Consider the following 14,084-nt stretch of genomic DNA (forward strand, 5'->3'; position numbering starts at 1 on the left):
GTTCTTATCCACAGCCTGTCCACAGATCCACACACCGTTTTCCGACCCCGCGGGATTTCGCGTCGCTTGGGCATGGGGTAGAAGAATCCGCATAACCACAAAACGGGGCATTGGGCATATGAGCGGCTTGCGCGCGATCATTCCGGGACAGGAAGGTCAGGACGACGACCAGCAGGCGGTGCCGTTCTCGCTGGAGGCCGAGCAGCAATTGCTGGGTGCTCTGCTGACCAACAATGACGTGTTCGACCGCGTCAGCCAGGTCATCAAGGCCGAGCATTTCTACCATCCCGTCCATTCCCGCATCTTCGAGATCTGTTCGGAACGGATTCGCAAGAACGCGCTGGCGAGCCCGGTGACCATCAAGGCCTTCATGGAAAGCGACGAGGGCCTGAAAGAACTGGGCGGCGCCCCCTATCTGGCGCGGCTGGCGGGTGCCGCGATCTCGGCCTATGCGGCGCGCGACTATGCGCAGATGATCCGCGAATTCGCGCTGCGGCGCGAACTGATCGGGCTGGGACAGGACATTTCCGCGCGCGCCGCCACCGTCGAGGTGGGCGACGACGCCGAGGAACAGATCAAGGCGGCCGAACAGACGCTTTACAAGCTGGGCGAGCAGGGCGTGGCCGAGCGCGGGTTCCAGAGCTTTCTGAAGGCCGTGACCGGGGCCGTGCAGGCCGCCAATGCCGCCTATCAGCGCGACGGCAAGCTGTCGGGGATCTCGACCGGGCTTGTCGATCTGGACGGCAAGATGGGCGGGCTGAACAATTCCGACCTCATCATCCTGGCGGGCCGCCCGTCTATGGGGAAAACGTCGCTGGCCACCAACATCGCCTTCAATATCGCCAAGGCGCACAAGACGGGCGAAAAGCCGGACGGCACGCACGGCACCATCGAAGGCGGCGTCGTGGGCTTCTTCAGCCTCGAAATGTCGGCCGAACAGCTGGCCGCGCGGATCCTGTCGGAAGCCGCCGAGGTGCCATCCGAACGCATCCGCAGCGGCAACATGGACGAGGGCGAGTTCCGCCGCTTCGTCGAGGCCGCGCATGCCCTGCAGAACTGTCCGCTTTACATCGACGACACCCCGGCGCTGCCGATCAACCAGCTTGCCGCCCGCGCGCGCAAGCTGAAGCGCACCCACGGGCTGGACGTGCTGATCGTCGACTATCTTCAGCTTCTCAAGGCCGCCAGCGCCAAGGACAGCCGCGTGAACGAGGTCAGCGAGATCACCCAGGGCCTGAAGGCCGTCGCGAAAGAGTTGAACATCCCGGTCATCGCCCTCTCGCAGCTGTCGCGCCAGGTCGAGAACCGCGAGGACAAGCGTCCGCAACTGTCCGACCTGCGCGAATCCGGGTCGATCGAGCAGGACGCCGATATCGTGATGTTCGTGTTCCGCGAGGAATACTACAAGGAGCGCGAAAAGCCGTCCGACGCCGACCTGGACGCGATGGCCAAGTGGCAGCAGATCATGGAGCAGGTCCATGGCAAGGCCGAGGTGATCCTTGGCAAGCAGCGCCACGGCCCGATCGGCACGGTCGAGCTGTCCTTCGAGGGGCAATTCACGCGCTTTGGCAATCTTGCGAGGGATCGCCAAAGCCAATGGGACTGAGCCCTGCCGTTCCGCCCATCACGATCGGGCTTCCGATCGCCCCGGGCGCCCTGATGACCCCGGCCTGGGACGGGCATCTGGGAGCGCCGCCGGTGTGGCGGCATGGCGCGGGCTTCGCGCCGCGCGTCCTTGGGGGATGGCTGATCTTTCGTGACTGGGCCTAGAACTCCTCCGCACCCGCTGACATTGGTCGCTCTGTCGGGGATGGGCGCGCTGTCCATGAACGTCTTTCTGCCCTCGCTGCCCGGGATGGCGCGGGATTTCGACGTCGATTACGCGATCATGCAGCTGTCCGTGTCGGGCTATATCGGCGCCAGCGCGATCATCCAGCTGGTGGCCGGGCCGGTCAGCGACCGCTATGGGCGCAGACCCGTCGCGCTGGCCGGGCTGGTGATCTTTGCGCTGGCGACGATCGGAACGCTGCTGGCACGGGATGCCGCCAGTTTCCTGCTGTTCCGCATGATCCAGGCGATGGTATCGGTTTGCATGCTGTTGTCCCGCGCGGCGGTCCGGGACATCTACGACGATGCCCGCGCGGCCTCGATGATTGGTTATGTGACCATGGGCATGGCGGTCGTGCCGATGGCCGCGCCGGTGATCGGCGGATTGCTGGACGAGGCCTTCGGCTGGCGCGCGAACTTCGCCATGATGGGCGCGCTGGGGCTGGTCGTGCTGGCCGTGACCTGGTGCGACATGGGCGAGACGGTGAAAGGCGGCGGCGTGCCGTTGCGCCAGCAGATCGAGAATTACCCGATCCTTGCACGGTCACATCGCTTCTGGGGCTATTGCCTGGCCGCCACGCTGTCCTCGGGCTGCTTCTTCGCTTATCTTGGCGGTGCGCCGTTCGTGGGCACGCAGGTGTTCGGACTGACGCCTGCCCAGGTCGGGTATTTCTTCGCCGCTCCCTCGATCGGCTACCTGATCGGCAATTTCCTGTCGGGCCGCTTCACGGCGCGGATGGGCCTGAACCCGATGATCCTGACAGGCGCGATCATCTGCCTTGCGGCGCTGTCGCTGTCGCTGGGGGCGACGCTGCTGGACCGGGTCGATCCTGTGGTCTTCTTCGGCGCGATTGCCTTCATGGGCCTGGGCAACGGCCTGGTCATTCCCAACACCAATATCGGCATGATGAGCGTCCGGCCCGAGCTTGCGGGGACCGCCAGTGGCCTGGGAGGCGCGCTTGCAGTGGCCGGCGGGGCCGGGTTGTCGGCCCTTGCCGGCGCGCTGCTGAGGCCCGGCGCGGGGGCGACGCCGCTGCAGGTGATCATGTGCGCCTCGGCCGCCGGATCACTGGCCGCCGTGCTGTGGGTGCTGCGCCGCGAACGGCAGCTTGCGCGTGCGGGCTAGGCCCCGTCGGACCGGACATACCATATCTTAAGCCTTTTGCGTCATGTTCTGGACATGTCATGCGCCAACGCCCTTTCCCGACCTGTGTCGGCCCTGCATCCGCCGTTGCGGCCCTCAGGCGCGAGACCACTTGCCCGACGGCCTTTGCAAACGCTACATCCGGCTTTGCAAAAGATGGGGCGGATCATGGTCACGCAAAAGATCTATGCCGGCACCTCGCTGCGCGAAACGCGCGCGCGGGCCGGGCTGACGCAACGGCGCTTTGCCGAAAGGCTGGGCGTATCCCTGCCCTATCTGTCGCAGATGGAAAACAATCACCGGCCGATCTCGGCGGGGGTGCTGCTGCGGCTGGCACAGGAATTCGGCGTCGATCTGACGACGCTGGCGGCCGGGGACGCCGAACGGATGGTCATCGACATGCAGGAGGCGCTGGCGGACCCATTGTTCGACGCGACGCCGCCACTGGCCGATCTGCGCCTTGCCGCGACCAATGCCCCGGTGCTTGCCCGGGCATTCCTGGATCTTTACCGCGCGCATCGGCAAGGCCAGGAACGGCTCGCCGCACTGGACGAGGCGATCGGCGCCGCCGGACAGAACACGTTGTCCACACCCTGGGAGGAGGTGCGCGACTTCTTCCACTATTGCGACAACTATATCGACGCCATGGACCGCGCGGCGGAACGTTTTGCCTGTCCCGGCGGGCGGCGCGCCGATCTGTGGCAGGCCGGCGTTGCGGCGCTGGCCGAAAGCCGGATCCGCGTGTCCCTGATCGAACTTCCGGCCAACGCGGTCTTTCGCCGTGACGGCGACGAGCTTCAGGTCAACGCCTCCGCCGAGGCGCCGACCAGACTGTTCCAGCTCTTGCATCTGGTGGCGCTGGAACGCCAGTCCGACCTGCTCGAGGCGACGCTTGACCTGGCGCGGTTCCGCAGCGACGCTGCGCGCGACATCGCCAGGCTTGGTCTGGCGAATTACTTCGCCGGCGCTGCCATGATGCCCTATCGCGACTTTCTCGCGACGGCGCGGACCGAGCGTCACGACCTGGAACGGCTCGCACATCTGTTCGATGCCTCGCTGGAGCAGGTCGCGCATCGCCTGTCCACGTTGCAGCGTCCCGGCGCCAAGGGCGTGCCGTTCTTTTTCGTCCGCGTCGACCAGGCCGGGACAATCACCAAGCGCCATTCGACCACCCGGCTGCAATTCGCCCGCTTCGGCGGGGCCTGCCCCTTGTGGAACGTGCATCAGGCCTTCGAACAGCCCGGCCGATTCCTGCGCCAGCTGGCTGAAACCCCCGATGGTGTCCGGTACCTGCTGCTGTCGCGCGACGTGTCGAAACATGCCGGCGCCTTCAACGCGCCGGTCCGACGATTCGCCATCGGGCTGGGCTGCGAGATCGCGCATGCCGAAGGCCTGGTCTATGCCGACGGCCTGGACATGACCAAGCCGCGCGCGTTCGAGCCCATCGGAATCTCGTGTCGAATATGCCCGCGCCCCGACTGCCACCAGCGCTCGGTGCCCCCGATCGACCGGCCACTGCGCATCCCCGCCGACAGGAACGGACCCCTGCCTTATGAAATTGCGTGACGACTTCCTGCAATGCATGCCGATTTCGGCGGAAACCCGCCCGAAAAGGCATGTATCCGCGCATCTGTCCACGGTGCGGGCGCTGGCATGTTGCCATGAAGGCACAGGTCCTGTTTACCCCGAACACAACGGAACCAGAGCACCCGGATCGAAACATGGGTGTGATGCCGGGGGACATGACTTGCCGCTGAACCTGACGAACCGTCTGAACAGCTCGCTTGAGCGGATCTTGCCTGAACAACGCCTGTTCCTGCGCTCGGATGATGCGACCCGCTTCGTTCGCCTGCGCCCGATCACGCAGCTTCTGGGTATCAGCGGCCTCACCGTGGGTTTCGGCTGGATGCTGGTCGCCAGTTCGATTCTGGTGATCGATGCGATCAGTTCCGGGGGCGGGCGCGATCAGGTGATGCGCGCGCAAAGCGCGTTCGAGGAACGGCTGGACCAGCTGTCCGCAGAACGCGACGCCCGCGCGGCCGAGGCCCTCGCCGCGCAGAACCGCTTCGCCATCGCGCTGGATCAGGTTTCGGAGATGCAGTCCAAGCTGCTGTCATCCGAAGAGCGCCGCCGCGAGCTGGAAACCGGGCTCAACGTCGTGCAGTCGACCCTGCGTGACGCCATGAGCGAGCGTGACGACGCGCAGCGGATCGCGAATGCCGCTGACGCCGGCGGCGCAGATGCGGCGCCGGATCGTGCGCAGGAAGTCTCGGTGGCGCTGGACATCCTGTCGGGCGAGCTGCGCAACGCCGCCGCGGAACGCGGCGAGGCATTGCAGCAGGCCGAGGCCGCGCGCATCGCCGTCGCCAATCTGGAAACGCAGCGCGATGAGATCATTGCCCGCAACGACCAGATACTGACCCAGCTGGAGGATGCGGTTGCCATCTCGGTCAAGCCGCTGGACGAGGTGTTCCGCTCGGTCGGAATGAACCCCGATGATGTTCTGCGGACGATTCGCAGCGGCTATTCGGGACAGGGAGGGCCGCTGACGCCCATGGCCCATTCGACACGAGGCGACGCGTCGCTGAGCCAGGGCGAGACGAAGGCAAACCAGATCATCGTGACCCTGGATCAGATGAACACCTACCGTATTGCGATCGAGAAACTGCCGCTGGCGATGCCGGTAAAGTCCTCGTTCCGCTACACGTCGGGCTTCGGGCGTCGCTGGGGACGCATGCATGAAGGCGTTGACATGGCCGGGCCGGTGGGCACACCGATCTACGCGCCTGGCGACGGCGTGGTGTCCTTTGCGGGCCGTCAGAGCGGTTACGGCAATCTCATCAAGATACAGCACGAGCTGGGCGTCGAGACACGTTACGGTCACTTGTCGCGAATCCGCGTGAAATCGGGTCAAAGGGTGTCGCAAGGAGACCTGATCGGTGATATGGGCAATACCGGACGCTCGACCGGGCCGCACCTGCACTACGAGGTGCGCATGAAAGGCCGGGCGGTGGACCCGATGAGCTTCATCAAGGCAGCAAGCAATGTTCAGTAAGACCCGCGTGACCGAAAACCGCCCCCAGCAGCCCGCCTCGAACCCGACCAGCGCCGAGCCGAATCCCACACCCGTAGCGCCCGAACGCGGCAGCGAGCCCAACCCGATGCCGAACAAGCGCACCACGCCTTCCGTCCTGTCCTCTGACCTGACGGTGACCGGGAACATCCGCACCGACGGGGACATCCAGATCGAGGGCAATGTCGAGGGCGACATCCGCGCCCACCAGCTGGTGATCGGCGAAAGCGCCACCATCAAGGGTGAGATCGTCGGCGACGAGGTCGTGGTGAATGGCCGCGTGATCGGCCGCGTCCGCGGCCTGAAGGTCCGCCTGACCGCAACCGCGCGGGTCGAGGGCGACATCATCCACAAGACCATCGCGATCGAATCGGGCGCTCATTTCGAGGGGTCGGTGCAGCGGCAGGAAGATCCTCTGGCCAGCGCGAACACCAAGAAGCTGGCTCCGCCGACGTCCAGCTGAGCGATCACGAAAATGCCCGATACGGCCCGCAATCGCGGGCCGTCTTGCGTTTCGGCAAGCGCCTGACCATTCTTGCGCGTGGCGATATGCTGCATGCGCATATGGCTGAAAAACGATCGCGGCGGATAGGATAGCTTGGCCACGGCAGACAGCGCGGCTGGCTGCCGCGCGGGGTGCGCACGATCAGAGGGGGAAACGGGATGAAGCTGGTACGCTATGGTAGCCGGGGCGCCGAAAGGCCGGGACTGCTGGACCTCGCCGGACGGGTGCGGGACCTGGGCCAGCATGTGCACGACATCGCGGACGAGGTCCTGACCCCGGCCGGGCTGTCCAGGCTTGCCGCGCTGGACCCGCAATCGCTGCCTCTGGTCGCGGGCGAGCCCCAGCGCGACCTGCGCCTTGGCGCCTGCGTCGGTCAGGTCGGCAAGTTCATCGCGATCGGGCTGAACTATGCCGATCATGCCAGCGAAGCCGGCATGCCGGTTCCCGAGGAGCCGATCGTCTTTACCAAGTGGACCAGCTCGATCACCGGGCCGGATGACGAACTTCGCCTGCCGCCCGGCTCGACCGCGACCGACTGGGAGGTGGAACTGGGTATCGTGATCGGCGCGGGCGGAAGCGACCTCTCCGAGGACGATGCCCTGAGCCGCGTCGCCGGCTTCTGCGTGGTCAACGACATCAGCGAGCGCGACTGGCAGTTGCGCCGAGGCGGCACATGGGACAAGGGCAAGGGCTATGACGGCTTTGGCCCCGTGGGGCCCTGGCTGGTAACGCGCGACGAGATCGCCGATCTCCAGGCGCTGAGGCTGTGGCTGGAGGTGGACGGCCATCGTTACCAGGAAGGAAGCACCGCCACGATGGTGTTCGGTCCGGCGCAGCTGGTCGCCTATTGCTCGCGGTTCACGACCCTGATGCCGGGCGATATCATCACCACCGGAACCCCGCCAGGCGTCGGCATGGGGCAGAACCCACCCGCCTATCTGCGCGCCGGACAGGTGATGCGGCTCGGCATCGATGGGCTGGGCGTGCAGACACAGCGCGTCATCAGTTGAAAAGAGGGCCGATGTCAACGCAACGTGGCATCATCATAACCGGCGCAGGCAGCGGCATCGGGCGCGCCACGGCGCATCGTTTCCTGTCAGCCGGCTGGCGCGTGGCACTGATCGGCCGACGCGAGACGGCGTTGCAGGAAACGGCCGGCGGCTGCGCGGCCCTGATCCTGCCCTGCGATGTCACCGACGCACAGGCGGTTGACGATGCCTTCGACCGTGTCGCTGACGACTGGGGCCGCGTGGACGTGATGTTCAACAATGCTGGGCGCGGTTCACCGCCCGCAGCCCCCGATGCGGTCTCTGCGGCCGAATTCCGCGCGGTCATTGATGTCAACGTCGTGGGGATGTTCCTGTGCGCCCGCGCTGTGTTCCGGCTGATGCGCGAACAGGATCCCCAAGGTGGCCGGATCATCAACAACGGCTCGATTTCGGCGCATGCGCCGCGTCCCGGGTCGATCGCCTACACGGCGTCCAAGCACGCGGTCACGGGCCTGACCCGCAGCCTGTCTCTGGACGGGCGCGCGTTCGACATCGCCTGCGGGCAGATCGATATCGGCAACGCCGCGACCGATTTGCTGACGCAGGTCAGTCGCGAGGCCCGCGAGCCGGAACCGATGATGGACGTCGCCGTGGTGGCGGACGCGGTGCTTCACATGGCCGGGCTTCCCAGTGGCGCCAATGTCCAGTTCATGACCGTCATGGCAACCAACATGGCCTATATCGGTCGAGGCTGAATCGGCTCAGCTATCCGGCATCAGACGGCGATAGACATGCCAGCTGGCATGGCCCAGAACCGGCATGGTGATGAACAGGCCGAGGAAGAACGGGAAGATCCCGACCGCCAGCAGGATCACGATCATTGCCGCCCATGCGGCCAGCACCATCGGATTCGCCGCCACGGCGCGGATCGAGGCGATGATCGCGGTGATGAAATCGACCTCGCGATCCAGCAGCACCGGCAGTCCCACGACGGTGAAGGAAAACAGAACCGCCGCGAACGCGCCGCCGATCAGCGTACCGACGATCAGCATGACAAGCCCCCGGCCCTCGAACAGAACCGCCATCGACGTGGTGATGTTGGTCAGCGCCGACACCCCCATGAACAACGCGAACACGGTATGGGCAGCGAAGACCCAGAACATGAACAAGAGCAGGATCACCATCGCCATCGAAGGGATCTGCCGATCCTTCTGGGCAAAGACGACGCCCAGCACGCGCGGCCAGTCAAGCGGCTCCTGGGCCTCGATGCGGCGGCTGACCTCGTAAAGGCCGATGGCCGCGAAAGGCGCGATCAGGGGGAAGCCCAGGATGAACGGGATCAGCCACCACTCGCGCCCCGAGGCAAGCGCAACTGCCGCCATCACCAGCCCGCCCGCGACGTAGAAGGCCGAGAAAAGCAGACCAAAGGCGGGCGCGCGGCGAAAATCCTCCCAGCCTGACGCAAGGGCGGCGCCGATATCGGACATGCTGATCTGCGCGGGTTCGGGAAGCTCGTCCGGTGTATCGGGCGCCGGATCGGGCAATGGGTTGCGCTTCGGTTCGGGGATCGGCGAGCGATCGGTAGCGTCTGATCGGGTCAAGGAAGCCTCTCATTTCGCGCGCGTTCGATTGCAAATCTTAGGCGCCAATCCGCGCAAGCGCAACGAAAACGACGCGATCAGGCGAAGCGCCGTCGCAAGGCTGTATCGACTGGCGGCGTGACAAACCGCGATACGTCGCCGCCAAGGCGCGCGATTTCCTTGACCAGTTTCGAAGCGATGGCCTGCCGCCGCGCATCCGCCATCAGGAACACCGTCTCGATGCTGGAATCCAGCGCACGGTTCATTCCGACCATCTGGAACTCGTATTCGAAATCCGCCACCGCCCGCAGCCCCCTCACGATCACCGTCGCGCCCACATCGCGCGCGCAGTCGATCAGCAGGTTGTCGAAGGCGTGGACAAGAATCTCTCCGCCGGTCTTCGCCGCGATCTCGTCGCATTCGGTTCGCACCATCGCGACCCGTTCGTCCAGATCGAACAGCGGGGACTTGTCACGGTTGATCGCCACCCCGATGACAAGCCGATCGACCAGCGCCATTGCGCGCTGGATGATATCGACATGACCCAGCGTGATCGGATCAAACGTGCCGGGATAGAGCCCAATGCGCATCTCAGGCGTCCTTGTGACTGGTCGCGCCTTCAGGCAAATCCGATTTGGGTCCGAAATGCAAGGGCTTGACGGAAGCGAGCTGGGCTCAGCTGCCCATGATCATCCCGGTCAGCGCCTCTTTCTCGGCGGAAAGCTCCTTCAGCCGTCCGCTGACGGCGTCACCGATCGAAACCACCCCCAGCATGTGGCCCTCGGCATTGACCACCGGCAGGTGGCGGAACCGTCCCTCGGTCATTCTCTCGAGGATCGCCAGCGCGTCCTCGCCCGTCGTGCAGGTCTGCACCTCGGTGGTCATCACGTCCGCGATCTTCGTCGACAGCATCTCGGCCCCGCTCTTCGCCAGTTGCCGCACGATGTCGCGTTCCGACAGGATTCCGACCGGGGTCTTTCCGTCGGACGAAACCACCACGGCCCCGATCCGCTGTTCGGACAGAAGCCTTGCGGCATCGGCCATGGTCGCATCGGGCTTGATGGTGACGATCGTGGCAGCCGCGATCCCCGGCTTGCCGGACGACTCTTTCATGGACAGCAACTGTTTGACCAGCATCGACATGTACTCCTTCGCGGCGAGGTTGCATCCATCCTTTTCCGCGAATCGCCCGGCGTCAAGTGCTGCGATCCATCGGGGCGCAAACCAGCGATTCCAGGCGGGCGATTTCCGTGCGGACGCCCTGTGCCAGTTCGTCGGCGAGAATGCTCAGCCGACGCGAGCCGCGATCGTCGGCATGACGCAACAGCCAGAAGCTGCGGGTCAACGAGATCTTCTCGGGCAGCAGGACGCGCAGCCCTTCGACGAAGGGCATGGCGAAATCATGAACGATTCCAAGCCCCGCACCGGCGCGAATCGCCTGCATCTGGACCGAGACCGAGTTCGAACTGATCGCCGCGATCTCGACGCCGGTCTCGGACAGATAATCCAGTTCGCGGTCGAAGATCATGTCGGGGATATAGCCGATCATCGGATGTGCCTTGAGGTCATCCAGTCCCCGGATCGGCTTGTGCCGGTCAAGATAGTCGCGATGCCCGGCAAGATGCAGATGGTAGTCCGACAGCCGCTGCACGGTCAGCCGGCCGGTGTCGGGCGGCGACACCGCGATCGCAACGTCGGCTTCGCGCCTGGACAGGTTGACCACCCGCGGCAGCGCGACGATCTGGATCTCAAGCCGCGGATGCGCCTCGGACAGGCGACGCGCGACCTGCGGCAGCAGATAATTCGCGCAGCCATCCGGCGCCCCGATTCGCAACTGGCCGCCGATCCCTTCGTCGCGGCGCGTCGCCTCGGCCACGGTCAGCGCGGCATTCTCGGCAGCCTCGGCCGGGGCAACCAACCGGCCACCCTCGGTCGTCAGCGCGTATCCCTGCGGCGTCTTTGCAAACAGCGCAGCCCCGACAGCCTGCTCCAGCCGGGCGACGCGGCGGCCCACGGTCGAAGCGTCCATGCCCAGCCGGCGCCCCGCCCCCGACAGGCTTTCGGCCCGCGCCACCGCCAGAAAAATCCGCAAGTCATCCCAGTCCAACGCATCGACCTTTGCAAAAACGCAAAACCCCTTTGCCACACTGCCTCTTTTTAGGACATTTCCGCAAGGCTATGGTCAAGCCAACAACGCAGGAGGATGCGATGAAAGAGATTCACCACTGGATTGACGGTAAAGAAGCGAAGGGCACGTCGGGCCGCTTCTCCGATGTCTTCAACCCCGCGACCGGCGAAGTGCAGGCGCGGGTCGCGCTGGCCAGCCAGGCAGAGCTGGACGCCGCCATTGCCAGCGCCGAGAAGGCGCAGGTCGAATGGGGCGCGACCAACCCGCAGCGCCGCGCCCGCGTGATGATGAAATTCGGCCAGCTCATCAACGAAAACATGGATATGCTGGCGGAGCTGGTCAGCTCCGAGCACGGCAAGACCCTGCCCGACGGGCGCGGCGACGTGCAGCGCGGCCTTGAGGTGATCGAGGTCTGCATGGGCGCCCCCGCCATGCTGAAAGGCGATTATACCGACAATGCCGGCCCCGGGATCGATCTCTATTCCATGCGCCAGCCGCTTGGCGTCGTGGCCGGCATCACCCCGTTCAACTTTCCCGCGATGATTCCGCTGTGGAAGATGGGACCGGCCTTGTCCGCCGGCAACGCGATGATCCTGAAACCGTCCGAGCGGTGCCCCTCGACCTCGATGGCCTTGGCCAGGCTGGCGCAGCAGGCCGGGCTGCCTGACGGCGTGCTGCAGGTCGTCAACGGCGACAAGGAGGTCGTGGACGGCATCCTCGACAATCCGACCATCCAGGCGGTCGGCTTTGTCGGATCGACCCCGATCGCGCAATATATCTATGGCCGCGCGGCCAATAACGGCAAGCGCGCACAGTGCTTCGGCGGCGCCAAGAACCACATGCTGATCATGCCCGACGCCGATCTCGACAAGGCGGCGGATGCGCTGATCGGCGCCGGCTTCGGCGCGGCGGGCGAACGCTGCATGGCGATCTCGGTCGCGGTACCTGTCGGCGACAAGACCGCCGACGCGCTGATCGAACGGCTTGTGCCGCGCATCGAGAAACTGAAGGTCGGTCCCTATACCGCCGGCGACGACGTGGATTTCGGCCCCGTCATCACCAAGGCGGCGCAGGAGCGCATCAACCGCCTGATCGCCTCGGGGGTGGATCAGGGGGCAGAACTGGTCGTGGACGGGCGCGAGCTCAACATCCAGGGCTACGAGAACGGTTTCTTCTGCGGACCTTCGCTGTTCGACCGGGTTACGCCCGACATGGACATCTACAAGGAAGAGATTTTCGGCCCTGTGCTCTCGACCGTCCGCGCGCAAAACTATGAAGACGCGCTCAAGCTGGTCATGGACAACGACTATGGCAACGGCACGGCGATCTACACCGCCGACGGCGACACCGCACGCGACTTCGCCAGCCGCGTGAACGTGGGTATGGTCGGCGTGAACTTCCCGATCCCGGTGCCGCTCAGCTACTATACATTCGGTGGCTGGAAGAAGTCGGCCTTCGGCGATCTGAACCAGTATGGACCCGATGCCTTCCGCTTCTACACCAAGACCAAGACCGTCACCGCGCGCTGGTTCTCGGGCATCAAGGACGAAGGCGTCAGCCTGAACTTCAAGGCCATGGACTGACGGCCCGCTTTGGTCTTGAAATATCCCCGGGGGGCCGGGGGGCAACGCCCTCCGGCCGGCGCGGGACGCAAAAGGGGCGCGCGGCGTGCTTGTGCGCCCCTGATGTGAAGGGAATTCCATGACCGCCGAACCCGACTTCACGCTTGGCATCGAAGAGGAATATCTTCTCGTCGATCCGGAAACCGGTGAACTGGCCGAGGCGCCCGACGCTCTGATGGCGGCCTGCAAGGCAGAACTCGATGATCAGGTAAGCCCGGAATTCCTGCGCTGCCAGATCGAGATAGGGACGCCGGTCGCCAGCGACATCAGCGAAGCGCGCGGCCATCTGCTGCATCTGCGCCGCACCATTGCCCGGATCGCCGGCGATCACGGCCTGGCGCCGATCTCGGCTTCATGCCACCCGTTCGCGGACTGGCGCGACCAGCACCACACCGACAAGGAGCGCTACAACACCCTGTCGCGCGACATGGCCGGAGTCGCCAGGCGCATGCTGATCTGCGGGATGCATGTGCATGTCGGCCTGCCCGATCAGGCCATGCGCATCGACCTGATGAACCAGCTCTCGTATTTCCTGCCGCATCTGCTGGCCCTGTCGACGTCCAGCCCGTTCTGGCAGGGCGAGGATACCGGGCTTGCGTCCTACCGGACCACGGTCTTCGGCGACATGCCCAGGACCGGTCTGCCGCCGAAAATGGGCAGCTGGGGGGAATTCGAACGTTCGGTCGCGGCGCTGACCGAGCTTGGCATCATCGAGGATTCCAGCAAGATATGGTGGGATCTGCGCCCCTCGGCCAGATTCCCGACCCTGGAAACCCGGATCTGCGACGCCTGCCCGCGCCTCGACGACGCGATCACGCTGGCGGCCCTGATCCAGGCCACGCTGCGGATGCTGTGGCGGCTGTCGCGCCAGAACACCCGCTGGCGCGAATACGACAATTTCCTGCTGGGCGAGAATCGCTGGCGGGCGCTGCGCTATGGCACGGCCGAAGGGATGATCGATTTCGGCGCGCACCGTATCCTGCCCTTCGCGGTCGCCGCCGAGGACTGGCTTGCCCTGATCGCCGGCGACGCGGATGCGCTGAACAGCCAGCACGCCGTGGCGCGCCTGCGCGACATGGTCGAGGGCGGGACCTCTGCCGAAAGGCAGCGCGGCGTGCTGTCGGCGGCGCTGGCTGCGGGCGCCAGCCGTGACGAGGCCCTGCGCGCCGTCGTGGCGCATCTGGTCGACGAGTTTTGCAGGGATCTCTGACGTGTC

The 14,084-nt window shown here is 65.3% G+C and carries 14 protein-coding genes; 10 read left to right on the forward strand and 4 right to left on the reverse strand.

Annotation, left to right across the window (positions count from 1 at the left end; genetic code table 11):
• Window positions 1–118 precede the first annotated feature (118 nt).
• From L1965_RS07235 to L1965_RS07270, 8 genes are all read left to right on the forward strand, one after another.
• Window positions 119–1,606 carry a replicative DNA helicase gene (locus L1965_RS07235; RefSeq protein ID WP_235755759.1) on the forward strand — a complete coding sequence of 496 codons (1,488 nt, stop codon included), beginning with the start codon at window positions 119–121 and terminating at the stop codon, window positions 1,604–1,606.
• On the forward strand, window positions 1,597–1,770 hold the full coding sequence (locus L1965_RS07240) for a hypothetical protein (RefSeq protein WP_235755760.1): 174 nt from the start codon (window positions 1,597–1,599) through the stop codon (window positions 1,768–1,770). Before L1965_RS07235 ends, L1965_RS07240 begins: the two co-directional genes overlap by 10 nt.
• Entirely contained in the window at window positions 1,757–2,953 is a 1,197-nt protein-coding gene (locus L1965_RS07245) for a multidrug effflux MFS transporter (protein ID WP_338421473.1), read from the forward strand. The genes L1965_RS07240 and L1965_RS07245 overlap by 14 nt, the downstream gene beginning before the upstream one ends.
• A 186-nt stretch (window positions 2,954–3,139) precedes the next feature.
• Complete coding sequence (locus L1965_RS07250; RefSeq protein ID WP_235755762.1) at window positions 3,140–4,537, forward strand: helix-turn-helix domain-containing protein; 1,398 nt, start codon at window positions 3,140–3,142, stop codon at window positions 4,535–4,537.
• Between the two features lie 181 nt (window positions 4,538–4,718).
• Window positions 4,719–6,026, forward strand: a complete 1,308-nt coding sequence (locus tag L1965_RS07255; protein ID WP_338421475.1) for a DUF5930 domain-containing protein — start codon at window positions 4,719–4,721, stop codon at window positions 6,024–6,026.
• Window positions 6,016–6,507, forward strand: a complete 492-nt coding sequence (locus tag L1965_RS07260) for a bactofilin family protein (protein ID WP_235755764.1) — start codon at window positions 6,016–6,018, stop codon at window positions 6,505–6,507. Before L1965_RS07255 ends, L1965_RS07260 begins: the two co-directional genes overlap by 11 nt.
• Window positions 6,508–6,707: 200 nt before the next feature.
• Window positions 6,708–7,559: a fumarylacetoacetate hydrolase family protein gene (locus L1965_RS07265; RefSeq protein ID WP_235755765.1), complete on the forward strand. Its 852-nt coding sequence runs from the start codon at window positions 6,708–6,710 to the stop codon at window positions 7,557–7,559.
• Between the two features lie 11 nt (window positions 7,560–7,570).
• Window positions 7,571–8,293: an SDR family oxidoreductase gene (locus L1965_RS07270; RefSeq protein ID WP_235755766.1), complete on the forward strand. Its 723-nt coding sequence runs from the start codon at window positions 7,571–7,573 to the stop codon at window positions 8,291–8,293.
• Window positions 8,294–8,299: 6 nt separating this feature from the next.
• On the opposite strand, the gene L1965_RS07275 is transcribed toward L1965_RS07270, so the two are convergent.
• The 4 genes from L1965_RS07275 to L1965_RS07290 form a co-directional block, all read right to left on the reverse strand.
• Window positions 8,300–9,139 carry a DUF2189 domain-containing protein gene (locus L1965_RS07275; protein ID WP_235755767.1) on the reverse strand — a complete coding sequence of 280 codons (840 nt, stop codon included), beginning with the start codon at window positions 9,137–9,139 and terminating at the stop codon, window positions 8,300–8,302.
• Window positions 9,140–9,216: 77 nt separating this feature from the next.
• Complete coding sequence (gene coaD, locus L1965_RS07280; protein WP_235755768.1) at window positions 9,217–9,708, reverse strand: pantetheine-phosphate adenylyltransferase; 492 nt, start codon at window positions 9,706–9,708, stop codon at window positions 9,217–9,219.
• Between the two features lie 85 nt (window positions 9,709–9,793).
• Window positions 9,794–10,255: a CBS domain-containing protein gene (locus tag L1965_RS07285; protein ID WP_235756126.1), complete on the reverse strand. Its 462-nt coding sequence runs from the start codon at window positions 10,253–10,255 to the stop codon at window positions 9,794–9,796.
• 58 nt (window positions 10,256–10,313) lie between these two features.
• Window positions 10,314–11,225 (reverse strand): LysR family transcriptional regulator, encoded by a 912-nt coding sequence (locus tag L1965_RS07290; RefSeq protein ID WP_235755769.1) that lies wholly within the window; start codon window positions 11,223–11,225, stop codon window positions 10,314–10,316.
• A gap of 101 nt (window positions 11,226–11,326) precedes the next feature.
• Here L1965_RS07290 and L1965_RS07295 point away from each other — a divergent pair, with 101 nt between their 5' ends.
• Window positions 11,327–12,829 (forward strand): CoA-acylating methylmalonate-semialdehyde dehydrogenase, encoded by a 1,503-nt coding sequence (locus L1965_RS07295; RefSeq protein WP_235755770.1) that lies wholly within the window; start codon window positions 11,327–11,329, stop codon window positions 12,827–12,829.
• 118 nt (window positions 12,830–12,947) lie between these two features.
• The gene (locus L1965_RS07300) at window positions 12,948–14,078 is read left to right on the forward strand and encodes a carboxylate-amine ligase (protein WP_235755771.1); all 1,131 of its coding nucleotides are present in this window, start codon (window positions 12,948–12,950) and stop codon (window positions 14,076–14,078) included.
• Window positions 14,079–14,084: the final 6 nt, after the last annotated feature.

It is taken from the genome of Paracoccus salsus, assembly GCF_021556615.1.
In the GTDB taxonomy this organism is placed as follows: Bacteria; Pseudomonadota; Alphaproteobacteria; order Rhodobacterales; family Rhodobacteraceae; genus Paracoccus; species Paracoccus salsus.